This is a genomic window from Acinetobacter sp. AG1, assembly GCF_001005525.1.
GTDB lineage: Bacteria > Pseudomonadota > Gammaproteobacteria > Pseudomonadales > Moraxellaceae > Acinetobacter > Acinetobacter modestus.
The window spans coordinates 45,905-70,184 of record NZ_LBMZ01000106.1; the positions used below are offsets into that span (position 1 = coordinate 45,905).

Annotated in this window: 30 protein-coding genes; 15 read left to right on the plus strand and 15 right to left on the minus strand. The window is 36.4% G+C overall.

The window, feature by feature from the left end; genetic code table 11:
• Positions 1–4 precede the first annotated feature (4 nt).
• The 4 genes from zapE to AAV96_RS07455 all read left to right on the plus strand — a co-directional run bounded on the left by zapE (position 5) and on the right by AAV96_RS07455 (position 4,838).
• On the plus strand, positions 5–1,150 hold the full coding sequence (gene zapE / locus AAV96_RS07440; RefSeq protein ID WP_046738855.1) for a cell division protein ZapE: 1,146 nt from the start codon (positions 5–7) through the stop codon (positions 1,148–1,150).
• A 285-nt stretch (positions 1,151–1,435) separates the two neighbouring features.
• Entirely contained in the window at positions 1,436–3,598 is a 2,163-nt protein-coding gene (locus AAV96_RS07445) for a malate synthase G (RefSeq protein ID WP_005216435.1), read from the plus strand.
• Between the two features lie 70 nt (positions 3,599–3,668).
• On the plus strand, positions 3,669–4,151 hold the full coding sequence (locus tag AAV96_RS07450; RefSeq protein WP_046738856.1) for a hypothetical protein: 483 nt from the start codon (positions 3,669–3,671) through the stop codon (positions 4,149–4,151).
• 18 nt (positions 4,152–4,169) lie between these two features.
• Positions 4,170–4,838: an SOS response-associated peptidase gene (locus AAV96_RS07455; protein WP_046738857.1), complete on the plus strand. Its 669-nt coding sequence runs from the start codon at positions 4,170–4,172 to the stop codon at positions 4,836–4,838.
• Between the two features lie 45 nt (positions 4,839–4,883).
• Here the strand turns inward: AAV96_RS07455 and AAV96_RS07460 are convergent, their stop codons facing one another.
• Together AAV96_RS07460 and AAV96_RS07465 are read right to left on the minus strand one after the other, a co-directional pair.
• Positions 4,884–5,348 carry a MarR family winged helix-turn-helix transcriptional regulator gene (locus tag AAV96_RS07460; protein ID WP_004662340.1) on the minus strand — a complete coding sequence of 155 codons (465 nt, stop codon included), beginning with the start codon at positions 5,346–5,348 and terminating at the stop codon, positions 4,884–4,886.
• 700 nt (positions 5,349–6,048) lie between these two features.
• Entirely contained in the window at positions 6,049–6,906 is an 858-nt protein-coding gene (locus AAV96_RS07465; RefSeq protein ID WP_046738858.1) for an alpha/beta fold hydrolase, read from the minus strand.
• A 133-nt stretch (positions 6,907–7,039) separates the two neighbouring features.
• On the opposite strand from AAV96_RS07465, the gene AAV96_RS07470 reads away from it, so the two are divergent.
• Positions 7,040–7,495 carry a hypothetical protein gene (locus AAV96_RS07470; protein ID WP_005216430.1) on the plus strand — a complete coding sequence of 152 codons (456 nt, stop codon included), beginning with the start codon at positions 7,040–7,042 and terminating at the stop codon, positions 7,493–7,495.
• Between the two features lie 32 nt (positions 7,496–7,527).
• Here the strand turns inward: AAV96_RS07470 and AAV96_RS07475 are convergent, their stop codons facing one another.
• Both AAV96_RS07475 and brnQ read right to left on the minus strand, forming a co-directional pair.
• On the minus strand, positions 7,528–7,770 hold the full coding sequence (locus tag AAV96_RS07475) for a hypothetical protein (RefSeq protein ID WP_005216429.1): 243 nt from the start codon (positions 7,768–7,770) through the stop codon (positions 7,528–7,530).
• A gap of 402 nt (positions 7,771–8,172) precedes the next feature.
• The gene (brnQ, locus tag AAV96_RS07480; RefSeq protein ID WP_046738859.1) at positions 8,173–9,483 is read right to left on the minus strand and encodes a branched-chain amino acid transport system II carrier protein; all 1,311 of its coding nucleotides are present in this window, start codon (positions 9,481–9,483) and stop codon (positions 8,173–8,175) included.
• Positions 9,484–9,834: 351 nt separating this feature from the next.
• Here brnQ and map point away from each other — a divergent pair, with 351 nt between their 5' ends.
• Entirely contained in the window at positions 9,835–10,629 is a 795-nt protein-coding gene (gene map / locus AAV96_RS07485; RefSeq protein ID WP_046738860.1) for a type I methionyl aminopeptidase, read from the plus strand.
• Between the two features lie 26 nt (positions 10,630–10,655).
• Here map and AAV96_RS07490 read toward each other — a convergent pair whose 3' ends face one another.
• Both AAV96_RS07490 and AAV96_RS07495 read right to left on the minus strand, forming a co-directional pair.
• Positions 10,656–11,573 carry a LysR family transcriptional regulator gene (locus AAV96_RS07490; protein WP_005216426.1) on the minus strand — a complete coding sequence of 306 codons (918 nt, stop codon included), beginning with the start codon at positions 11,571–11,573 and terminating at the stop codon, positions 10,656–10,658.
• A gap of 54 nt (positions 11,574–11,627) precedes the next feature.
• A complete protein-coding gene (locus tag AAV96_RS07495; protein WP_046738861.1) occupies positions 11,628–12,056 on the minus strand; it encodes a guanosine-3',5'-bis(diphosphate) 3'-pyrophosphohydrolase in 429 nt (142 codons plus the stop codon).
• Positions 12,057–12,136: 80 nt separating this feature from the next.
• Here AAV96_RS07495 and AAV96_RS07500 point away from each other — a divergent pair, with 80 nt between their 5' ends.
• Positions 12,137–12,460 (plus strand): hypothetical protein, encoded by a 324-nt coding sequence (locus AAV96_RS07500; protein ID WP_005216424.1) that lies wholly within the window; start codon positions 12,137–12,139, stop codon positions 12,458–12,460.
• Between the two features lie 51 nt (positions 12,461–12,511).
• Here the strand turns inward: AAV96_RS07500 and grxD are convergent, their stop codons facing one another.
• Positions 12,512–12,853, minus strand: coding sequence for a Grx4 family monothiol glutaredoxin (gene grxD / locus AAV96_RS07505; protein WP_004662328.1), 342 nt, complete (start codon positions 12,851–12,853; stop codon positions 12,512–12,514).
• 163 nt (positions 12,854–13,016) lie between these two features.
• Here grxD and AAV96_RS07510 point away from each other — a divergent pair, with 163 nt between their 5' ends.
• Entirely contained in the window at positions 13,017–14,231 is a 1,215-nt protein-coding gene (locus AAV96_RS07510; RefSeq protein WP_046738862.1) for an aspartate aminotransferase family protein, read from the plus strand.
• A 59-nt stretch (positions 14,232–14,290) separates the two neighbouring features.
• Here AAV96_RS07510 and AAV96_RS07515 read toward each other — a convergent pair whose 3' ends face one another.
• From AAV96_RS07515 to AAV96_RS07525, 3 genes are all read right to left on the minus strand, one after another.
• Positions 14,291–14,722 (minus strand): CBS domain-containing protein, encoded by a 432-nt coding sequence (locus AAV96_RS07515; protein WP_004662324.1) that lies wholly within the window; start codon positions 14,720–14,722, stop codon positions 14,291–14,293.
• 139 nt (positions 14,723–14,861) lie between these two features.
• Complete coding sequence (locus AAV96_RS07520; RefSeq protein ID WP_004662322.1) at positions 14,862–15,233, minus strand: DUF2750 domain-containing protein; 372 nt, start codon at positions 15,231–15,233, stop codon at positions 14,862–14,864.
• A gap of 301 nt (positions 15,234–15,534) precedes the next feature.
• Complete coding sequence (locus AAV96_RS07525) at positions 15,535–15,768, minus strand: hypothetical protein (protein ID WP_004662320.1); 234 nt, start codon at positions 15,766–15,768, stop codon at positions 15,535–15,537.
• A gap of 233 nt (positions 15,769–16,001) precedes the next feature.
• Between AAV96_RS07525 and AAV96_RS07530 the strand changes: the two genes are divergently transcribed.
• From AAV96_RS07530 to AAV96_RS07560, 7 genes are all read left to right on the plus strand, one after another.
• The gene (locus AAV96_RS07530) at positions 16,002–16,361 is read left to right on the plus strand and encodes a hypothetical protein (protein ID WP_004662318.1); all 360 of its coding nucleotides are present in this window, start codon (positions 16,002–16,004) and stop codon (positions 16,359–16,361) included.
• A gap of 107 nt (positions 16,362–16,468) precedes the next feature.
• Positions 16,469–16,798, plus strand: coding sequence for a hypothetical protein (locus tag AAV96_RS07535; RefSeq protein ID WP_046738863.1), 330 nt, complete (start codon positions 16,469–16,471; stop codon positions 16,796–16,798).
• A 120-nt stretch (positions 16,799–16,918) separates the two neighbouring features.
• Complete coding sequence (gene ftsY / locus AAV96_RS07540; RefSeq protein ID WP_046738864.1) at positions 16,919–18,037, plus strand: signal recognition particle-docking protein FtsY; 1,119 nt, start codon at positions 16,919–16,921, stop codon at positions 18,035–18,037.
• Between the two features lie 174 nt (positions 18,038–18,211).
• On the plus strand, positions 18,212–18,808 hold the full coding sequence (locus tag AAV96_RS07545; protein WP_046738865.1) for a nitroreductase family protein: 597 nt from the start codon (positions 18,212–18,214) through the stop codon (positions 18,806–18,808).
• Between the two features lie 223 nt (positions 18,809–19,031).
• Positions 19,032–19,709, plus strand: coding sequence for a DUF2057 domain-containing protein (locus AAV96_RS07550; RefSeq protein ID WP_046738866.1), 678 nt, complete (start codon positions 19,032–19,034; stop codon positions 19,707–19,709).
• A gap of 61 nt (positions 19,710–19,770) precedes the next feature.
• Positions 19,771–20,292, plus strand: coding sequence for a GNAT family N-acetyltransferase (locus AAV96_RS07555; RefSeq protein WP_046738867.1), 522 nt, complete (start codon positions 19,771–19,773; stop codon positions 20,290–20,292).
• On the plus strand, positions 20,289–20,705 hold the full coding sequence (locus AAV96_RS07560) for a hypothetical protein (protein ID WP_046738868.1): 417 nt from the start codon (positions 20,289–20,291) through the stop codon (positions 20,703–20,705). Before AAV96_RS07555 ends, AAV96_RS07560 begins: the two co-directional genes overlap by 4 nt.
• 127 nt (positions 20,706–20,832) lie before the next feature.
• On the opposite strand, the gene AAV96_RS07565 is transcribed toward AAV96_RS07560, so the two are convergent.
• From AAV96_RS07565 to cydP, 5 genes are read right to left on the minus strand one after another with little or no spacing between them, the layout of a single operon-like run.
• Positions 20,833–21,129: a cyd operon YbgE family protein gene (locus tag AAV96_RS07565; RefSeq protein ID WP_005160016.1), complete on the minus strand. Its 297-nt coding sequence runs from the start codon at positions 21,127–21,129 to the stop codon at positions 20,833–20,835.
• Positions 21,130–21,133: 4 nt separating this feature from the next.
• Positions 21,134–21,235, minus strand: a complete 102-nt coding sequence (cydX, locus tag AAV96_RS17955) for a cytochrome bd-I oxidase subunit CydX (protein ID WP_002120988.1) — start codon at positions 21,233–21,235, stop codon at positions 21,134–21,136.
• 14 nt (positions 21,236–21,249) lie between these two features.
• Positions 21,250–22,395, minus strand: a complete 1,146-nt coding sequence (gene cydB / locus AAV96_RS07575) for a cytochrome d ubiquinol oxidase subunit II (protein WP_004662310.1) — start codon at positions 22,393–22,395, stop codon at positions 21,250–21,252.
• Complete coding sequence (locus AAV96_RS07580; protein WP_004662309.1) at positions 22,392–23,969, minus strand: cytochrome ubiquinol oxidase subunit I; 1,578 nt, start codon at positions 23,967–23,969, stop codon at positions 22,392–22,394. Before AAV96_RS07580 ends, cydB begins: the two co-directional genes overlap by 4 nt.
• On the minus strand, positions 23,969–24,160 hold the full coding sequence (cydP, locus tag AAV96_RS07585) for a cytochrome oxidase putative small subunit CydP (protein ID WP_004662308.1): 192 nt from the start codon (positions 24,158–24,160) through the stop codon (positions 23,969–23,971). Before cydP ends, AAV96_RS07580 begins: the two co-directional genes overlap by 1 nt.
• Positions 24,161–24,280: the final 120 nt, after the last annotated feature.

Here is a 24,280-nt window from a genome sequence, read left to right on the forward strand (position 1 = left end):
CCTTATGTTAAATTCTAAACCAGACTCACATAGCACTTCATTTATGCCGATCTCACCTGCGGAGCGTTATGCTCAAGCAATCGAATCAGGTCAATTCATGCCAGATGAAGCTCAAGCTCAGGCAGTGCAAGAGTTAGATCGAGTATGGAAAGAGTTGCTTACTCGTTATAAAGCCTCAAAGAAAGCGTTTAGACGTTTCCGTCGTCAAACCTATCCAAAAGGGGTATATATGTGGGGTGGCGTAGGGCGTGGGAAAACATGGTTGATGGATCAATTTTATGAATCAGTTCCATTTCGCCGCAAAACACGCATGCATTTTCACCATTTTATGCAACATGTCCATAAAGAGTTGAATAAGCTTTCTGGCCAACGTAATCCTTTGGATTCTGTTGCGGATCAAATTTATAAAAATGCGGTTGTTATTTGTTTTGATGAATTCTTTGTATCGAATGTCACTGATGCAATGATTTTAAGTGATTTGTTCCAGAAGCTATTTGAACGTGGAATTACCCTTATTGCGACTTCTAACATTGCACCAGAAGGTCTCTATAAAAATGGTATTCATCGTGATCGTTTTATGCCAACAATTGAATTGGTTCAGAAAAACTGTACGGTTCTGAATGTAGATGCTGGTGTTGATTATCGTTTGCGTGTTTTAAAGCAGGCTCAATTATTCAAGCATCCATTGAGTAATGATGCTCAATCATGGATGTATGAGCGTTTTCAAGCGCTGACACACACCCAAACGCTCTCTAATACACCTATTATGATTAACAATCGTATTGTAGAAACGCTTGGGCATACAGAAGATGTATTGTGGTGTGAATTCTCTGAGTTATGTTTTAAACCACGTAGTCCAGCTGACTTCATTGAAATTGCTAATATTTACAATACGGTACTGGTAAGTAACGTGCCGCATTTAACTGATTTTCTCTCAGAAGGAACCCGTCGCTTTATTTATTTAGTGGATGAGTTTTATGATCGTGGCGTGAAATTACTTTTAACCTCAGAAGATTCAATTATTGATCTTTATGAAGGTGAGAAATTAGCATTTGAAATTGAACGAACACGTTCACGTTTATTAGAAATGCAATCCGATGATTATCTGCATTCAGAGCATCGTCAAATTCAAGTTTCAAAAACTTCATAAATTATAAAGGCATTCTCAGGAATGCCTTTTTTATAAATTTATATAGAGAAAGCTTTATTCTTAATTGAATTTTGTTATAACTAAATGAGTTTTAAAAAGTGAGTATGTCACAGAATAGGAGTAGCTAGATCCAAACTTGGTTTTGGTGTTTATAAAAATTATATTTGTCAATACTTAAACTAAGAAAATGCTTACTATTTAGCAATGTGATATTACTATTCAGGCTAGTATAAATCGGTATACTAGGTTTCTTGTTATAAAAAGTTAGCATCATCAGGAAAGACAATGACTGTACGTATTCAACAAGGCAAGCTAGCGATTGCTAAAGAACTTTACGATTTCATCGAAAATGAAGCTTTACCAGGCTCTGGTTTAGACAGTGAAACTTACTGGAAAAATTTCGAGCAAGTCGTTGTCGATCTTAGCCCAAAGAATAAAGCACTATTAGCTAAGCGTGATGAAATTCAAGCTAAGATTGATGAATGGCATCGTAATAATGAATTTGAGTTAAATGCGTATAAAGCATTTTTAACTGAGATTGGTTACTTAGTACCAGAAGTTGCTGATTTCCAAGTCACGACTGAAAATGTAGACGAAGAAATTGCATTATTAGCTGGCCCTCAGCTTGTTGTGCCAGTACGTAACGCACGCTATTGCTTAAATGCTGCGAATGCACGTTGGGGTTCATTATACGATGCACTTTACGGTACAGATGTAATTTCTGAAGAAAATGGTGCAGAGAAAGGTAAAGGCTATAACCCAGTGCGTGGCGATAAGGTAATTGCTTTCGCTAAAGATTTCCTTAATCAAACATTCCCACTTGCTCAAGGCTCTCATGCCGATGCAACTAAGTATGCAGTTGATCACAATCGTTTAGTTGTGACTTTAAAGGATGGTTCAACAACCTCTTTGGCTCATGAAGCTCAATTTGTTGGCTTTAATGGCGATGCTGCAAACCCAACTGAAATCGTTTTATTAAATAATGGTTTGCACGTTATTATCGATATCGATGCAAATAGCCCAATTGGTAAAACTGATGCGGCTGGTGTTAAAGATTTAACTTTAGAAGCTGCTATTACAACGATTCAGGATTTAGAAGACTCTGTTGCAGCTGTTGATGCAGAAGAAAAAGTTGAAGGCTATCGTAACTGGTTAGGTTTAATGAAGGGTGACTTGCAAGAGTCAATCGAGAAAAATGGTAAAACCATTACTCGTGCATTAAACAAAGATCGTACAGTTCAGAACTTAATTGGCGGTACTACAACGCTACATGGTCGTTCATTAATGCTTCTTCGTAACGTTGGTCATTTAATGACTAACCCAGCGATCCTTGTAGAAGGCCAAGAAGTATTTGAAGGTATTATGGATGCATTAGTTACTCCATTACTTACAATTGCAGATATTCGTGGCGAAAACGAAAATAAGAACTCTCGTAAAGGTTCTATGTATATCGTTAAACCAAAAATGCATGGTCCAGAAGAAGTGGCATTTGCAGTTGAGTTATTTGAGCGTGCAGAACAAGCACTCGGTTTACCTGCAAAAACTCTCAAAATTGGTATCATGGATGAAGAACGTCGTACTTCAGTTAATTTGAAAAACTGTATCGCTGCTGCAAAAGACCGTACTATTTTCATTAATACTGGTTTCATGGATCGTACGGGTGATGAAATCCATACGTCTATGGAAGCAGCGCCAATGGTACGTAAAGAAGCTGTTAAAGCTCAGAAATGGATTGCTTCTTACGAAAATCGTAACGTTGCAATTGGTTTGGCTTGTGGTTTACAAGGTAAAGCGCAAATTGGTAAAGGCATGTGGCCAAAACCAGATAGTATGAAAGATATGTTGGCGACTAAGACAGCTCATCCAAATGCGGGTGCTTCTTGTGCATGGGTTCCATCACCTACAGGTGCTGTACTTCACGCAATGCATTATCATCAAATCAATGTAAAAGCACGTCAAGACGAATTGGCTGCTGAAGATATGTTGACTTTAGATGATTTGTTAACGCCTCCTTTTGCACCAGAAACAAACTGGACTGCTGAAGAGTTGAATAACGAACTTGAAAATAACTGTCAAGGTATCTTGGGTTATGTTGTACGTTGGGTTGATCTAGGTGTAGGTTGTTCTAAAGTTCCAGACATCAACAACGTTGGTTTAATGGAAGATCGTGCAACTTTACGTATTTCTTCTCAGCATGTTGCAAACTGGTTGCGTCACGGTATCGTAACGAAAGAACAAGTTGAAGAAGTGCTTAAACGTATGGCTGTGATTGTTGATCAGCAAAATGCCAATGATCCACTTTATACACCGATGGCACCAAATTTTGATGGTATCGCATTCCAAGCTGCTGCTGATTTGATCTTCAAAGGTGCTGAGCAACCATCTGGTTATACAGAGCCATTGTTACACGCTGCACGTTTAAAACTTAAAGGCTATACAGGTGATTAAGATCACTGGTTAGACTAATAAGAGGTATCTATGTTATAGATGCCTCTTTTTTTATAAATAGAGAGAAAAAATGTATTTTTGGAATACCAATAAATTAATAGATGATTTAAAAAATGAACGTTTAGCTGATAGAGATTACAAAAACTATTATTTGGTGAGTGCATCTGTAACTTGTTTGATGATGTTTGCTATGCGTTTTTCACCTGTTGTTGATGTCGTACCAAGCATTATTGATATAGTCATCAGTTTAATGATGCTCATCATAGGTATGAATCTTTGTTTTACAGCAAATGGTGGGAATGACGGAAACCAGTTTCTTAATCGTTTAATTTGTATTTTTTTACCGATTGGCGTGAAACTGCTTTTAGCCTATTTGTTGTTTTTTCTTTTAATAGTTATTGGTTTCATTTTTGCTGCAAGGTTTATTGATGCGAATCAAATTCCAGAGCTAATTAAACCTTATCAGAGTTGGGTAACATTATTCCTTTCGATATTTATGCAAATCATGATGTATTGGCGTTTTTGCGTAGCTTTTAAAAAAATTAATGACTAAATATAGATAGATTTCACGATGTGTGCTAACTACAAACCAATAACATTAGAGCAATTAAAGCAACTAGAGCTTCCGCTTGTTCCTTTTGACTATACTGATGAGGTGTATCCAAGTTATAAAACACCATTATTATTTAAATCTGAACATGGATTGGAGTGGCGAGAAGTATTATTTGGTTTAGTGCCGAAATGGGCCGAGGATATTAACAGCTCTAAGCGTGCTTATAATGCTAGACATGAGACCATTTTTGAGAAACCAAGCTTTCAGGAGGCAGCTTATAAATGCAAGTTCGGTGTAATTCCAGTCACTGAGTTTTATGAAAGTAAATATATTGAAAATAAACCTCAACGATGGGGTGTACGGCGTAAAGATGGCAGAGCCTTTTTTATTGCTGCACTTTATGAAATTTGTAAAATCAATAATCAAATTATTCGTTCAGCAGCGATGCTCACAATGGACGCGGTCGACCATCCGATGATGAAAGAATTTCATGAACCTGGTGATATAAAAAGATCAATTGTCATCATTCCACATGATCGTCTTGATGATTGGCTCAGTTTAAAACAACCACATCAAATGATTCAATTTATGCAAGGGTTTCCAGTCGAAGAGTTTGAATGTTCACATGTACCTAAGGCAAAAATAGCAAAACAAACACCTCAGTTAAATATGTTTGATCTTTTCTAAATAAAAAAGGTTTCTAACAAGAAACCTTTTTATATATTTTATTAATCAACGAGCAAGATTTTTAAACATATGTTTTAAAATTTCCATCGTCTTTTCGATTTGCAACGGCGTTAATCCATCAAATGATTGTTCTAATATTACAGAGGTTAGATCATTAATTTTAGTGATCATTTCTGTACCCTTATCAGTAAGATAAACGCGGGTAATACGACCATCTTCTTTACATGAATAAGTTTCAATATATCCCTCATCTTTAAGGCGATATACGATCTTGGTGGTTGTAGACATTTTAGAAATCACCATGTCTGAAAGTTCAGACACGCTTGCATGTGGTTTGACATTCAATGCAATTAAAATACGACGGCGAGAGTTGTCTAAACCATACTTCTTAAGTACGTTATCGATATTTTGAACGTACTGTGCATTTACTTGAGAAATCCAGAAATAAGGAAAGTCTTCTAAGTTAAAAGTTTCTGATGTAGGTAAAAAACGCGCATATTTTTTAGGCATTAAGTTATTTCCTATGCTTGTTACACAGAGTTGTTAGATGCAACTCCTAGATTCCATGAAATGTCTACAATTTATACGCTAGAAAAATGATTAAATCTAATTTTTCTAACATTCCATTTATAACAAATCTTCCTAAAAATGGTTGTATAACCATCTTTGCTTAGGATAGGGGTATCATCATGTAAACTACATAAAACTGTTATTAATGATGGTCTTACCTATCCATCTTACCCCAATTGTATTTCTACAGTGTTGCATTGTAGCTTATTTGTAGAACAAATGTATTGTAGAAAATAAATACAAATTATGACGTGACTTTTTTCTAAAAGATTCTGTCTAAAATGTCATATAGTTTTAAAATTATTACATTTGTAAAATAAAATAATCGAAAAAATAAATTAAATACATATATTTGAATTTAACATTTGGTTAAAAATTAAAATTCATAGTGCTGCTAAAAAAGTTGAATAAATACATTCTTTATCACATTTAATCACTATTAGTTAACTAATTTGCTTAAAAAGAATACAAATGTAGTTTTATTATTTAATTTTATATTGTTAAAAAATAATTCATTGTAAAAAATTTCTACCTAGTTATAACATCTATGGTTTGTGTAAGTAATTGTAAATTAAAAAGGCACATCTAAATAGGATTACAAATTTAGATGCGCAAAAGGGTAAAGCTGTGAGTCTAGGGATTACATTCTCAATTCTTTTTCTAATACGGGCCATAATTTCTGATGTGATTTTTTGAACATCAGCATATGTCCAATTTGTTTGTAACCATATTGTTGTGGTTTCAATTCAATCAAGTTGGTTTTAGCATTAGGATAAAGTCTGAGTAAATCTTTAACATTTGCCTGTGTTGCGATTTCATCATCACTTGCCCAAATTGATGTAATCGGACAAACAATCTCTTGATGATAATCATCAAAAATACTTTTACCAATTGCATTCATGACATAACCAGGTTGACTGCAAAATTCAGCCCATTGTTTTGCTACATTTTTAGGTAAATTTTCACCCATACCAATAAATTGTGTTGCGCCGTATCCTTTAATAGCACTGGATACTGGAAAAATGACATTAAACATTAATGGAGCAAGAAGTTTAGTTTTTCCTTTTAAGCCTTTTACATGACCCGTTGAACCAGCGATTGCGACAACTTTAGCAACTTTTTGATGGTTAGGATTGATTCCAAGTAATTGACCACCGGCACTATGTCCCAAAATAATCACTTGTTTAGCTTGAGCGCGATTCAAGAGCGTTTCGATGGCTGCTGGGATATCTAACAAACCCCAATCATTGATACTGGCATTCGAATCTTTAAGTGCCCCATGTAAAGATTGACCTATTCCTCTAAAGTCAAAACTTAAGACCTTATAGCCTTGTTGATTTAACCATTCAGCAAATGAGTGATAAAAACCTTTGGTAATACCTGTTGCTGGACAAATTAGAATCGGAAACGGTTTAGTGGCATCGCTTGCTGGATAATACTGTGCTGCAAGCTGGTAACCATCTTTACAACTGATCCAAAATGATTCAAATGTAGTCATTTGAGAAATACTCTTGTCTGGACATATTTCCAGTTTATACAAGTTCTAAAAAGAAACCCGTTTAAAAAATGACTTAAAAGTCAAATTTTATGTAATATAGCTCTTTTGGGAAAAACCATTTGGGGAAAAGGGAATGTTAATTTTAACAAGTGCAACCAAATTGGCGATCATTTTTAGTGGAATATTTCTTTGGGTAGGGATGCTAACTGGCGTTTGGAAGTATTATCAAATTAGAAATACAGAGCTTGCACGCGCACATTATTATGTCGATATTGCACATCGCAGTAGTTTGCTTTATGCCGCTGCGAGTTTAATCTTGGCTGCATTAAGTTATTTTACAAGTTTATCGGACAGTTTGAGTCTATTTTGCGTTGTGGCGAATTTATTCTTTTTCTCAATGTCGATTTTGGTTTATATCATTCATGGAATGCTAAAAGATACAACAAATCAGTTTAAGCAACCGCATAAGTTGGGGCAGTGGTCGATTCCAAGATGGTGTATGACATTTTTAATGTTGAATTTAATAATAGTCGAATTAGGTGCTACAGCAGTATTATTATTAGGAACAATCTTAAAATTTACCAGTTAGAAAAATGGATGATTACTCATCCATTTCTTTTGTTAAAAATTCTTTTGGCGTTCAGCACTTATCTGTCGAAACTTTCGATCAATAATCCCCCACGTACAAAAGGCTAAAGACACGATTAAAGCGTATGCAAAATATTCAGGTTTTAAGTTACCCTTAATAGTGCCTTGCAATAACAGCGTCGCCATTAAAGCGAGTGTCGTAATTGCATATACGATGGAATCATTGGTCTTTAGAGTGTCAATGAAGACTTGCTTGTTGAAATGTAATGAGAACATCTCCATCCCTCCTTGAGTAGTGATGACAAAACCTAATCGTTTTTGTCAGAATTAATATTAAAGTTGTACTTTGATTTTTTCAGTATTTCAATAGCTAATTTGACTATTTTTTAAATAAATTTATGAATGTATTGATTTCTATGTAGATTGAATATTTTTTGGGTGTATTAAGGTTATTTTTATTATGAATAGTGGTGTGGGTTTTTTACAATTTGAAAAAGTTGCTGAAAAGATGCCTTTGTGATTCAGATCAAATACAGTGTGAATAATAAGAGTAGAGGTAGATAAAAATAAGATAAAAAATAATTTGTCGTAAACAAAAAATGTAAGTTGGATAAAAGAACATTTTTTGTATAGCTAAAATTATGTTTGGGTAAAACATCATTTTAACGACAAATCATTTTAATTTTGAGAAGCAGTATTGCTAGAGAATCGATCTACAGCAATTGCGATAACGAGTACAACCAATGAAGGCAATAACCAAGCAAGGTTCTGTTCATTCAACGGTAAATTATTAATGAATTGAGGGAGTTGTTCAGAGAATCCAGCCGCTTTGAGTGCTTCGATAATGCCAAAAAGAAAAGCAACAGCAGTAACAGAGCTCACGACAGTTGAAGGTTTATTCCAATATTTCCAGAAGAAACTCATCATAATCACAACAATCGCTGGTGGATAAATTGCACTTAACACTGGAACAGAGAACGCAATTAGTTTTGTTAAACCTAAATTAGAAATTAATAATGAAAATCCAATTAAGATAAAAACTAATAATTTATACGGTAACCCTGTTAATTCAGTGAAGTATTCTGCACATGCACAGGTAAGACCAATTGCAGTTACCATACAGGCTAGAAAAATCAAACCAGCTAAAAACAACGAACCTAGATCACCGAAAGCGTGTTGTACATAAGCATGCAGAATCACAGCACCATTCACCGCATTCGCCGCAACTTCATGGCTACCTAATCCAAGTTTAAATAGGCTTATATATACTAGCGTTAAACCTACGCCAGCAATTAAACTCGCGATAATCGCATATTTGGTGATCAGCTTTGAATCTGTTACTCCGCGAGACTGAATCGCTTGAATAATCACAATACCGAACACTAAGGCACCCAAAGTATCCATAGTTAAATAGCCGTTTACGAAGCCTTCAGAAACTGGGCTAGTCACATACTTATGGATTGGTGGAGAAATATAGCCAGTAGGGATAAGGATTGCTGCAATACCAAGAACCGCTAGAGCAGCAATTTTTAAAGGAGCTAAGAAGTGACCTACTGTATCTAACAATTTATTCGGATAAAGCGAAATCGCAGTGACAAGTGTAAAATAAATAACACTATAAATCAGTAGACTGCTATTTGAGGTACCAAAATAAGGAGCAAATCCTATTTCATAAGAAACAGTTGCAGTACGTGGTGTAGCAAATAATGGCCCAACAGACAAATAACAAACAATCGTGAGGAGTAGGCTAAAAAAGCGTCCAAGTGGTGAGCTGATAATTTCAATAGAGCCTTGCATACGAGACAAAGCCATAATGGTAATTACAGGTAGACCGACTGCGGTAATTAAGAATCCAAAAGCAGCGAGCCAAACATGCTCACCTGCTTGTTGTGCAACAATAGGGGGGAAAATAATATTGCCTGCACCGATGAAGAGTGCAAAGGTCATGAAACCGAGAGCAATAATATCTCCTGTACGAAGATGGTTCATAAAAGGGAGGTATAAAATAAAAGTGCGAATTCTAGAACAAATTTGTAGTCATTTGAAACTAATTTTATGTGAAATTTGGTTTATTTTTGTCTAATAAGAACTGATTAAAATCATATAATTAGCATTGGTAAACTTAATCTATTGAAAAGATTTTAAAAGTAAAAAATATAGTCCTTTATACTTTTTTACTATGATGCTGATTGAAATTAAATGTAAAATAATAGCAACCGTTCAATCTTAAAACGATTGAAGATTTCTGTACGACAGCGTACAACTGTTGAAATACGAGATGCAGTACAAAAATGAATCTGCATGTTGCATTAACCTATATTTAAATAAGGAAAATCTCGAATGAGAGCTTCTACTGTGACGATTAAATCTGAGCAAGATATTGAGAAATTACGTATCTCAGGACGTTTAGCGGCACAAGTATTAGAAATGATTGATGATTATATTAAGCCCGGCGTTTCAACTGAATATTTAGACGATATTTGCAACGACTATATCGTAAATACTTTGCAGGTGATTCCAGCCAATGTGGGCTATCACGGTTTTACCAAGACGACATGTATCTCAGTCAATGAAGAAGTGTGTCATGCAATTCCTTCCGCAAAGAAAATTTTGCAAGAAGGCGATATATTAAATATCGATGTTGCTGTAATCAAAGATGGTTATTTTGGGGATACCAGCCGCATGTATTTTGTGGGTGAGCCGAGTCCAGAAGCCAAGAAACTGGTGGAAACGACTTATGAAGCCATGCTTGCAGGGATTCATACCGTAAAACCTGGTGCGACACTCGGTGATATTGGTCATGCAATTCAATCCGTTGCGCAACGTGAAGGTTATAGTATCGTCCGAGAATATTGCGGTCATGGTATTGGTCGTATCTATCATGAACAGCCGAATATTTTGCATTATGGTCAAAAAGGACAGGGCATGACCTTGAAAAAGGGTATGGTATTTACGATTGAACCGATGGTGAATGCTGGCAAACGACATGTGAAAGAACTGAATGATGGATGGACTGTGGTGACACAAGATAAGTCCTTATCAGCGCAATGGGAACATATGGTTGTTGTTACTGATGATGGTTTTGAGTTGTTAACGCCTTGGCCAAATGGAACAGGACACTATCCAAAGGTGTAATGTATTTGAAAAAGAGCTTGAATGATTCAAGCTCTTTTTTTATTCGGTGATTCTGTTAATTGTTCTACTAAATAATCGATAAAAACTCGTACAGCGGGTAATAGACCTCTACGTGACGGATAAACGGCATGGAAAATACCATGTGGGGCAGTCCATTCAGGTAAAACTTTGACCAATTGCCCTGATTTTGTGAAATCTTGTGCAATACTATCTGGTAATAAAGCAATTCCACAGTTTTGACTTGCCAACTCCGCGAGCATCAACAAATTTGAACCCATAATGACAGGATTTACTTTAATTTTCTTTTGTTGATTTTCAGGTCCAAATAATAAAAAGTGTTGATCTAAATGTTCTTCGGACATACTGATAATACGATGCTCAGATAGTTGTTCTGGCGTTGTTAAATGACCGAATTCATTTAAATAAGCTTGACTAGCAAATAGACGTTGTTCAATTGCTGTAAACTGACGCAAAACTAAATTAGGGTCATCGTCTAGCTTAGAGCGAACACGTAAGGCGAGATCAACGCCTTCGTTGATTACATCAATTCTGCGATTGCTTACCATCATTTGAACCCGAACTTCAGGGTACTTCTTTAAAAAGCTCGGTAATATTTTCGCCATTTGATTTTGTGCAATATCAACTGGAACACTGACTTTAATTACACCGCGTGGTTCGCTACTTAAGTGATTGACAACATCATGTGCAGCTTGAGCTGCATTCATCATCACTTGAGCGTGACGATAAACATCCATACCAATATCGGTAACGGCAAAGTGTCGTGAACTACGTTGAATTAAGCGTACACCCAGCTGTTCTTCAAGATTATAAACTCTGCGACTTAATTTGGATTTAGGAATATCAGTTGCTCTTTCAGCCGCACTAAAACCACCATGTTCGACAACAAGGGCAAAGCAATAAAAATCATCTAAATCCGTTAGCATTACGCTATAAACTCCAGCTTTTGTGATTAGGGTGAATCATTATAAAAGAGATTATTAAACATTTTGGAGTAATAATAAATCTCGAACCTGTTGGTATTCTTTCAAACGCTCAAAATCTTTGACTGTTGGTGATTGAATGCGAGATAAGTCCATATTGTCATTGATATCTGCTAATTTAACAACACGTGCGATTGGATTTTGTCGCGCTCGTTGAGCTGCTTCTAGACGAGTTTCTCCTTGTTTTTTAGTAAGCGCGACGATTGCGTCAATGATATGCTGTTGAAAACCGAATTGGTATAAATCTTCAATCGTTGTTTCTGTATCTTCTAAAATATCATGTAAAACGGCCACAATTTTATGTTCAATTGTAGGAACATTTAACATGACTCTTAATGGATGCAATATATAAGGAGCATTTGCTTTATCTACTTGTCCTTCATGTTGTTTTGCAGCTAGTGAAATCGCTTGTTCAAGTGTTGCCATAATTTAAATCCCTGTTATTCGAATGGATTCACAGATCGTATTCTTTTAAACTAAATCCAAATTTTCTATGCTTTAAAATTATGTCATACCAACTTATAAACGTTATCGATGCGACTCAAAACATTGCATGTCCACATTGTCATCAAGCTGTTTTAGATTGGGAACAGGAACAGTATATTCAGCCGTGTGAGCATACATTATTCATGGCAATGGATTTAGGTTTTGAATTTATTGCTGATCGTTTTGAAGAAGTTCTACCACAGTCGGTTGATGAAATTCATGAAGATCCAAGTATGAATATTTATAAGACCATCACTCAGGCGAACTATCCAAATCTACAAATTTATAAAGCCGATTTAGGGGTAGAAGGTATGTTTCGATATGTTGGTTTTAGCTTAAACTAAAACTGATTGTAATAAAAAAGCCAATCATTTGATTGGCTTTCATTTTTTAGCTTATGCTTCAGGAGCAGGGCTATACTGTTCAACTAATGGTTTTAACTCACCATTTTGGAACATTTCAAGCATGATATCGCTACCACCAATGAGCTCGCCGTTTACCCATAATTGTGGGAAAGTAGGCCAGTTAGCAATTTGAGGTAATGTTGTACGAATATCTTGATTTTCCAAGATATTTACATAGGCAAATGGGCGACCAATTTGGCTAAGTGCTTCAACTGCACGCGCAGAAAAACCACATTGCGGAAATTGTGGAGTGCCTTTCATGTAAAGTAAAACAGGGTGTTTCGCAATTTGATCACGAATTAACGCTACTGTATCACGCGCTTGTTCCGTCATAGATAGATCCTCAACTAATCTTCATAAATTATATACTGAAAAACAGTTTTGCGGCTATTGCTAAAGATTTTTCTTATATAAATGTGAGTTTGAGCTTTCAATCTACTCAAGTTTTTGCTTATATAACTTTTTTCACCACAACTAATGATAGATTGAGTTTGTTATGACTAATATCACTCTTGCTCCTGTGCAACCTGATCAACCATCACATCTTATGGCAACTTATGGTCGCCAAGCGATCAGCTTTGTACGAGGACGAGGGGCGTATTTATATACAGCGGATGGTACGGAATATTTGGATGCCTTAACAGGTATTGCTGTTTGTGGTTTAGGGCATGCACACCCAGTGATTGCGGAAGCGATTGCGGAACAAGCTGCAACTTTAGTGCATACCAGTAACTTATTCGAAATTCCTTGGCAAACTGCTGCAGCTCAAAAACTTGCACAAGTTTCTGGAATGGAAGAGATTTTCTTCTCAAACAGTGGCGCTGAGTCAAATGAAGGTGCGATCAAAATTGCACGTAAATTTGGTTCTAAACAAGGCATTAGCAATCCTAAAATTATTGTTGCTGAACAATCTTTTCACGGTCGTACTTTGGCGACATTATCTGCGACAGGTAATAAAAAAGTTCAAGAAGGTTTTGCCCCTTTGGTTGAAGGCTTTATTCGTGTGCCATTTGGTGATGTTGAAGCGATTCAAGAAGCAGCTATCAATCATCCAGATATCGTTGCAATCTTGATTGAACCAATTCAAGGTGAAGGTGGTGTCAATACAGCACCGCAAGGTTTTAGTTACCTTGAGGAAGTTCGTGCTTTATGTAATCAGCATAATTGGTTAATGATGCTTGATGAGATTCAAACAGGGAATGGACGTACAGGTAAATACTTTGCTTATCAACATACGAACATTATTCCAGATGTCATGACCACTGCGAAGGGTTTAGGAAATGGTTTCCCTGTTGGTGCAGTAATGACACAGGGTAAAGCGGTAGGCTTACTCGGTGCAGGCAGCCATGGTTCAACATATGGCGGTACAGTACTTGGCTCACGTGTGGTTTACACTGTACTTGATACGCTTGAAAATGAAAATGCCGTTGAAAATGCAGCTGTAGTTGGAGCCTATATTGTTGATCAACTACGAGCTAAATTGATTGATCAAAATGTACAGGTGCGTGGTTTTGGTATGATGATTGGTATTCAGTTACCAAAAGATTGTGCTGAACTAGTTGCTATTGTACGAGACGAATATAAGTTGATTATTAATGTAACGGCAGGTTCAGTGGTACGTTTATTACCGCCATTAAACATGACTCAAGCTCAAGCTGATGAATTGTTGCAACGTCTTGTACCTGCAATTCAAGGCTTTTTATCAGCCTAATGACGTATTAGTCATGCAATAAAAAAAGGGCAATTTCAATTGCCCTTTTTTTGCGGCGATTAGCCTGAAATATATTGTTGAAGTTGTTCGATAAGAACGCGTTGATCTTCCATTGCAGCTTTGACTAAGTCACCAATTGAAATAAAACCAACAAGTTTTTCTTTATCTAAAACAGGCAAGTGACGCAAATGGCGATCAGTCATTAATTGCAAGCATTCTTCAACTGTATTGTTTAAACCAACGGTGATGACTTTAGATGTCATAATATCTGACACAGGTGTTGTATTTGATGAACGCTCCATCAACGTCACTTTACGTGTGTAGTCACGTTCCGAGAAAATCCCAACTAGTTTTTCATCTTCTGCAACGACTAAAGCTCCCACGCCTTTATCTGCCATAATTTTGATTGCTTCAAGTACAGTCGCATTTGGTGAAATTGTAAAAATTGATTGTACAGCTTTATTCTTGATGACTTGGGCAACGATTGTCATTGTTTATCTACCTCTGTTGTATTGTCATTTTCATTTAACTTAACGGTATTTTTTTTAATTGCAAAGCCCTAAATGCGCAACAATGATAACTTTCTCTTGTGAATGTCTAAAAAGTCATCATGATTGGTGGGCAAATCTATTACGCCATAACTGGTTCTGGCATAAAAAAGAAATGCTGCATTTGTTGTGTCGAAAGCTTGAATTTGCGATGTGAAGAATTAAATAGAGCTGGCTCTACTTGTAAACGCGTTAAGGTTGGTAACAGCGATTCATGAAAATCTTTTGGTGTAATTTTACGTGGTTTATAATTTTTCCAATTTGATTTTGCATAACGGTGTGCTTGTACGCCATTCAACCAAAATGGGAATACATGACCATCGTGATCGGACTTGATTGCCCAACCTTGATGATATAAACCCCAAAGTACGCCACAATACATCATTGTTTTTAGAATTGAAATTTTAATCATCAACTCGCGTGATACTGGTTGGAAATTATTAAAACGATACATGTTCGTAAACTAATTTTATTTAAACTCATGTTTAATTATAAGAAATTTATATGGCATTTATGTTTAAACAATTGATCTAAATCGTAAGCAAATATTCTTTTGGGTCAAAATATCATCTTGATTATTCAATCTTTGCATCAGATAAAAGCAACTCAGAAAGACTTTAGAAATAATATTTTTATTAAAGTTAACACTACCTGAGTAAATCAAAGCTTTGATACGGCGCAAGTTAGATCGTGTGAGGGAGTGATGTTGTACGTTTTAAGAAGGTATTAAAAAACGCCACCTGAGTGACGTTTTCTTATGCTTGCATTGTTGCTAACTTTTGCCAATATTGAGCTTTCAAAGAATCACGTTCTACTCGAAAACCTTGATAATACAGTTCCGCTAAAAATAATGCTGCTTTACCGTGACCTGCTTGAGCTACTTGTTCAAGCTCTTTCACTGCATCTAGAAAGTTTTTTTGCGATTGAATTGTATTTACTGCATTAGCATACACATGCTCTAGTTCATGTTGTGTAAAATGCTGAATCATATATAACTCCTTATTTTAATTATGATTACTTCAGATTCTATTCAAAGATACTTTACTTTGAACTTAAGTCACTATAACTCTGAATTATGAAATAATTATGACAACATTACTTGAATTGTCAAATATATTGCGTGTCATTATGTAATTTGTAAGCTTACACGATTAAACACTTCTCGCAAATATTTTTAAGTAAAATCAAAGTGAAAATAACAGAAATAGATAAGGAGAATAATATGTCAAATGTAATTGATGGCTTCAGCTTTGATGTACCGCCAGCAGAAAGCCAAATTATTGCTTTAGCTCATCATCACCGTAAATTACTCGATGAGGCAATCTTTCATCAGGAGATTCACTTAGGTGACTATTGTTTAGCACAGCGCAAAAGAGTTTACGATTTCGCAAGTCATTTAAGCCCTGAACAAAAAGATCGGTTTTATGATATTTATAATGGCGAGTTGAAACGTATTGCTGATGATGATGATTTACATCCAGCTGATGCTGAAAGTGGTGTAGGGATGTTTGCTATATTTTTGACACTCGTGATTATTGCATTCATTTTATATTTCGCCTTTGTCCGTTCGCTTATGAGTTGATTAATGCCATATGAGCGTTCAATAAACTTACTAGTGGTGAATTATTGAACGCTACACTTGTTCTCAGCGAGCTAGACACATACACTACATCTAATTCGAGGTAGATTATGCTGTCTATTATATCTAAACATAAAGTTCTACAATCCAAATGGGGGTTGAAAATTGACCAATTTTATAATGCTTTGGTCAGTATCATTATTTTGTCTATTTTTATCCTTGCATTTTATGCATTGAAACGTCCTGTCAATCCTTTGCAATATCAACAGGTGCTTCATTTTTCACAGCAGGCCAGTCATCCTAAAACACAACAAATGGCAGTACATATACTGGAAAATTCTCAGATTCGTCGTGAAGATTATTTAAAGCTTTTGAACGCTTATCAATTTGAATCTAGTCGAATCAAAGAGTACCCAGCGATGGCACAAGAAGATGAGTAAGTTTTAATCGACTCATTTCTATTTATAAATGAACAGTTTGCCTTAGTCAGGAAAAAGAAATCAATTTGTGCTAGACTGACCGTCTTTTAAAAAAGCTGCTTTTTTTCTCAAGGAATCGACATGCAACAGCAATCGAATATGCAAAATAAATTCTTGATAAATGCCGATATCGGAGATGACGATGTCACATTACCAAGTTTACCTGCTGTCGATGTTCCCATTATTGAGCCAGTAGCTAAAAATACTGTTGAAACGCCATCACCTGTAGTTGTGGAAGAAACATCTGTTCCTGCTGTTACAGAAGAAGCCAAGTCAACGGGTTTCTTTGGTCGTATGAAGGATGGTTTGACTAAAACGCGCCGTAGCTTTACGGATGGTGTGGTCAATATCTTAATTGGTGGCAAAGAAATTGATGATGAGTTATTAGAAGAAGTTGAAGAACAACTACTCATCGCCGACATTGGTGTCGATGCGACCAAAACTATTATCGCGAATCTTACTGAAAGAACTGCACGTGGAGACTTAATTTATTCGCATGCGCTCTACAAAGCATTACAAGAAGAGTTGGTTGCATTGCTTGCACCACGTGTCAAACCATTACATATCGATCCAAATAAATCGCCTTATGTGATTTTAATGGTGGGTGTAAATGGCGTAGGTAAAACGACGACCATTGGTAAATTGGCTAAACGTTTACAAGGTGAAGGTAAAAAAGTCATGCTTGCGGCGGGTGATACTTTCCGTGCTGCAGCGACTGAGCAACTACAAATTTGGGGTGAACGTAACGATATTCCAGTTGTCGCTCAGGGGCATGGTGCTGACAGCGCGTCGGTTATCTTTGATGCTTTTGAAAGTGCGCGTGCAAAGGGTATTGATGTTCTTATCGCAGATACAGCAGGTCGTTTGCAAAATAAATCAAATCTTATGGAAGAATTGAAAAAAGTTAAACGTGTGATGCAGAAGATTGATGCAACTGCACCGCATGAAATTATGTTAATTGTAGATGCGGGGACAGGCCAAAATGCAATTAACCAAGTACAACTGTTTGATGAAGCAGTTGGCTTAACGGGTATTACGATTACTAAACTTGATGGTACAGCGAAAGGTGGTGTGTTATTTAATATCGCGAGCCGTACCCATGTACCAATTCGTTATATTGGTGTCGGTGAAAAGATTGATGATTTACGCCCATTCTCAGCAAAATCATTTGTTGCGGCATTATTTGAAACCGATAAGTAATTAGTTTATGTTAAAAAACTCCACGCAATGTGGAGTTTTTTTATAGTTCACAAATAGCATTGTTTCAAAAATAAAACGATCTGTCATATTTTTTAGACTATTCCTAAAAAATGTATCGTTATACACTACCTTCAATCCAAGATAACGCCTTAAAGGTATAGTAGGAATAACAACATGAGTAACTTTCTAAATAGCATTAAATCACGTCGTACCATTTATGCAATTGGTAAAAATCTTACAGTTGACCAAGCAACGATTGAAGAAACAATTCGCGAAGCAGTAAAACAAAGCCCATCATCATTCAATTCACAAACTTCACGTGTTGTAACTTTATATGGTGAATCACACCATAAATTTTGGGAAATTGTTCGCGAAACTTTACGTAAAATGGTTCCAGCAGAAGCATTTGCAAATACCAGCGCGAAAATTGATAGTTTCTCAGCAGGTTTTGGTACAGCGTTATTTTATGAAGATCAAGATGTTGTAAAAAGCTTACAAGAGCAATTCGCATTGTATGCGGATAACTTCCCAGTTTGGTCTGAACATTCAAGTGCGATTGCACAGTTCGCAACATGGACTGCATTATCTGAAATTGGTGTTGGTGCATCATTACAGCACTATAATCCAATCGTGGATGCAGAAGTGGCTGAAACTTTTGATATTCCATCAAACTGGAAACTACGTGCGCAGTTAGTATTCGGTTCTATTGAAGCGGCTGCTGGTGAAAAAACCTATATGGATGACGCTGCACGTTTCAAAACTTTTAACTAAGTAAATATACGTATCACTAAAAAGAGCACTCAATGTGCTCTTTTTTTATTTAAGGGTTTGTATTCGCCAAAAGAACTATGGCGCTTAGCATTAGAATTGATGTATATATCTTAAAAAAGCCAAATTGTTGGAATAGACAGTTTTGTTTTATGTCATAAAATGGTCATAATCGCAGAGCATAGTGCTTACGATTTCATAAATTGTTTATATCGAGAAGAGTCTAATGTCTTTAAGAGTTGGTGTTGCTGCTTTCGGGTTATTATTGAGTAGTTCAGTTTTTTCAGCAGTCACAATCACTGCACCTGAAGAAATCGTGATTCTTGCGGTAAATGGTCAAGAAGTAAATAATGGTTTAATTCCTTCAAAGAAAAATAACTATCAGGTTGATCCTGGGAACTTAACGGTAAATGTTCGTTATCGTGAATATTTTGAACACTTAAATGGTGAACACGATATTGTGAAATCTGGTGTAGTAACAATTCAAACAGCAGATCTAAAAGATAATCAAACTTATAATTTGGCACTGGTAAATGCTCCAAAAGACTTTAGTGAAGCAAAAAAATTTGCTGAACAGCCTACGGTTGCTTTATATGATCAAAGCAAAAAACTTGTAGTACAGCAAACAGGTGCAAATAATGAAGCTCAACCGTGGTTTTCAGGTAACAGTTTACTAGGTCGTACTTTAGATTTAACGCAAAAAAACAAAAATAATGTCGTGAATCAACCTGCACCCGTATATGCAGCTTCGACAACAAATGTAGCACCTGTTGCTGTAACAGCAACAACGGCAGTATCGGGCAATATAAAAACCACAGATCAGCAACTAGTAGAGTTGTGGCAAAAAGCATCGAAAGCTGAGCGTCAAAAATTTATGGCGTGGTTAGCAGGGCAAACGAACTAATTGCTCCACTGTAAAAGAACCGATGTTATCATCGGTTTTTTATTGAGCGTATAAAATAGAAATGTCTTTAAACATTAGAAATGCAAATATTGATGATGTAGCGCAATTGGTTGAATTAATCAATTTGGCTTATCGGGCTCAATCTGACCGAAGTTGGACCACTGAAAAAGCATTTGTAGATGGAACACGCATTACCAATGAGCAATTGAGTGGAGACTTGAGCCGATCAAATTTTAAACTGTTTGTTGGCGAGAATGAACAAGGTTTGTTAGTTGCTTGTATTGGACTCAGTCTTGATCATAACTCTGTTGAAATTGGAACTTTTGCGATTGATTCATCGGTTCAAAACTTAGGATATGGCAAACAAATGCTCAATTATGTTGAAGCATATGTTGCACAGAGTTGTTTGGAAGTTCGAGATTTAATTATGTATGTCTTGGATGTTCGCTCTGAGTTAATCGCGTATTATCAGCGTCGTGGTTATCAGATTACAGGTCATACAGAGCCTTATCCTGTAAATGCAAATGTAGGTCAGCCGTTGGTGCCAATTCAGTTAGTTGAAATGAAAAAAGCAATTCAATGAAAAATGTAAAAAATAGAATAAAATATATCGTCATTTTCACTTTTGGTATTTTATTCATCGCTTATTATTTCTTATGGTTAGGTCAAAGAGACTTTTATCAATTAGCTAATATGGATGAGGTAGAAAAGGGTTGCTATCGGTATGAATCTGATGAAGGATTAAAAAATATAGCACGTCACGAGATTATTCGTTTGTACGGAAAGGATGCCTTAAATGAACAAAGAAAACTTTATGTTTATCATATCAAGTACACAAATGAAATTGCAATAGGCGGTAGACCATATGGGTTTTTAAAAGCTTTTTATCTTTATTTCTTTGCTAATAACTATCTTACGCCACTGACGGTTATTCTAGTTAATAATCCAAATAGTATGTGTATATCTGTCCAATCCGTTTTATACCAAAAAAACTAGAAATATTTTCAATAGCCGGAATCATAGAAATTTTATTCAAAATTTGTTATTACTTTGTAATGACAATATCCTTGTAAAGTAAAAAAGAGGAAGCCATGCTTCCTCTTTATATTTGATTTGTTAAAGATTAATTACCAATCCAAATATAATAGCCTAAGATCATCAGAGGCCATGCAATATAAGGACTGAATAACCATTTCCATAACCAAAATCTTGGTATAAACCCAACACCATGAATAAAACCACCAGAAATACCGACCATGACGAGCATCAGCATACTGTGGTTGTAGTGACCATTGGCATCTAACATTAATGATGGGTGTACCAATAAAATAGCAGCAAGTGGCAATGCCAACAAAAACGAAACGGTCATTGCAAGCACTTGAGCTTTACTATTCTTCGGTGTTGTCATTGCTTCAGCCATTTTATTATTCCTCATCTAAATCTTGATGGTGTTCGATATAGAGTGCACTGAGGACACCTGCGAAGCATGCCATCAAAATGCCTAGAATCCATGCAAAATACCACATTTCACATCTCCTCATTAGTACAAACTATGTGAATTTTCTTCAATGTGTTTGTTAGTGATGACACCCCACATTTTGTAATATGACCAAGAGGTATAGATCAAAATGAGAGGAACAAAAATACATGCAGCAACAGTCATTACACCAAGAGTTTTGTGACTAGAAACAGCATCCCACATCGTTAAGCTTGATGTTGGGTCGATACTTGATGGCAATAAGAATGGGAATAATGCAAAACCAGCAGTTAGGATTGCACCTACAATCATCAGACTCGTACCTGTAAAACTTGCAGCTGCCTTACGTTTTCCAGCACTAAGAATAACCAATAATGCACCTAGGATTGCAACAATTGGTGCAGCCATAGTAATTGGATAGGTTGAGTAGTTATTCAACCAACCATGGTTTGCATTTGTTACAACTTCTTTTGCAAGTGGGTTCAATGCAGCATTAGTATTAACAGCAGTAGCATAACTATAGCCTGAGATGTTTCCAAAGAATAACCAAGCGCCAGCCGCTAAGAAACATACAAGGAATGCGATTGCCATAATTTGAGTTGCTTTAGCCGAACGGTTATGTAAATCACCATCAGTACGAAGCATTAACCATGCACCGCCGTGAGCAGATAACATTGACAAACTCACGATACCGCAAATCAGCGCAAATGGATTCAATAATGCAAAGAAGCTGCCTGTGTATTGAGAACGTAAGGTATCGTCTAAGCTAAATGGTACGCCCAAAAATAAGTTACCAAATGCAACACCGAATACTAGTGCTGGTACAGCACCACCAATGCATAGACCCCAATCCCAAGAAGTACGCCATTGGGTATTTTCTAATTTAGAACGGTAGTCAAATCCAACAGGTCTGAGGAATAGCGCAAATAGAACGAGTAGTAATGCCCAATACATGCCAGAGAAAGCGACAGCATAAACCATTGGCCATGCGGCAAAAAGTGCACCACCAGCGGTAATAAACCAAACTTGGTTACCATCCCAGTGTGGTGCAATCGTATTGATCGCAGCACGTCTTTCAGAATCAGTTTTACCTACAAATGGCATCAGCGCCATTGAGCCCATATCAAAACCATCAGTGAGGGCAAAGCCAATCAGTAATACACCAACCAATACCCACCAAATAATTTTTAGGAGTTCATATTCGATCATGATTGAGCCTCCCCAGTTTTTGCAGCTAGTTTTTCAAAATGATATTTACCAGTATGCAACGAACTTGGACCTAAACGAGCAAATTTGATCATTAAGTACATTTCAATAATGAGAAGTACTGTATAGAACGCAGCAAGTGCAATAATTGATCCCCATACATCACCTGTACTAACACTTGATGCAGAGAGGTGTGTAGGCAAGATTTCACCAATAGACCACGGTTGACGACCACCTTCAGCTACATACCAACCTGTTTGAGCTGCAATCCAAGGAAGAGGAAGCGCAAATAGAGCGTATTTAAGTAACCAAGGTTTGTTCTCTGCATTGCGTTTTGCAACAGCCCAAGTTGCTAAGATGAATAGCAATAACATCAGGAAGCCAGAAGCAACCATCGCACGGAAAGAGAAGAACAATGCAGCTACGTTTGGAATTGTATCTTTAGTTGCTGCTTTAATATGATCCTCAGTTGCATCAACAACATTTGGAGAATATTTTTTCAATAACAGACCATAACCTAAGTCTTTTTGATTTTTCGCAAATGAAGCCATGAGTTCAGGTGAACGATCACCAGCACGAAGCTTTTCTAACTCACTATAAGCCACCATACCGTTACGGATACGTACTTCGTGTTCTTTCATCAGATCATGTAAGCCAGTGACTTGTTTGTCTGTAGAACGTGTTGCAATGATACCCATAACATATGGAATCTTAATTGCATAATCTGTACGCATCTCATGTTGGTTAGGAATACCAAATAATGTAAATGCAGCAGGTGCAGGTTCAGTGTGCCATTCAGCTTCGATTGCAGCGAGTTTAGTTTTTTGAACATCGCCTAGCTCATAACCTGATTCGTCACCGAGTAAGATCACAGATAAGCTTGATGCTAAACCAAAGATTGCAGCAATCGCAAAAGAACGACGTGCAAACGGCAAGTCACGTTTTTTTAGTAAATAGTAACTTGAGATTGCAAGAACAAAAATCGCGCCTGTTACATAACCAGCAGAAACGGTATGAACGAATTTAACTTGAGCAACAGGGTTGAAAATCAACGCTCCGAAGTCTACAAGTTCCATACGCATGGTTTCATAGTTAAATGCGGCACCAACAGGGTTTTGCATCCAACCATTTGCGATGAGAATCCACAAGGCTGACATGTTAGAACCAATCGCCACTAACCAAGTTACACCTAAGTGTTGAACTTTAGAAAGACGATCCCAGCCAAAGAAGAATAGACCAATAAAAGTCGATTCTAGGAAGAAAGCCATTAAGCCTTCAATTGCAAGCGGTGCACCAAAGATGTCGCCTACATAATGAGAATAATAAGCCCAATTGGTACCAAACTGGAATTCCATCGTTAAACCAGTAGTTACACCTAAGGCAAAGTTAATCCCGAAGAGTTTCCCCCAAAATTTGGTCATGTCTTTGTAAATTTCTTTACCAGAAATCACATAAGTGGTTTCCATGATGGCAAGAATAAAAGCTAGACCTAAAGTTAGAGGGACGAAAAGAAAGTGATACATTGCGGTCATTGCAAATTGGAACCGCGAAAGATCGACCACGCTTTCAGAAATCATCAACGTGTCTCCTGAGTTTTGGACATATCGCCAGCAATACGCTCGGCAACTTCATTGTTAAAATCTTTTGGAATCGTTGGGGCATCAAACCAGATATGTTTAATCACCATGAGAAGCACAACTTTAATAATAAGAATGATTGTGATTTCTCTGATTAATCTTCGATTTGGATCTTGAGAACTCATGTTCATAGAACTTCGCCTCATATTTAAAAAACATGTAAAACATTATTAAATAAAATTCATTAAAAATAAACCTTTAAGGCTTTTAAAATGAATTCATTTAATATTTTTTATTAAAATCAATTATTT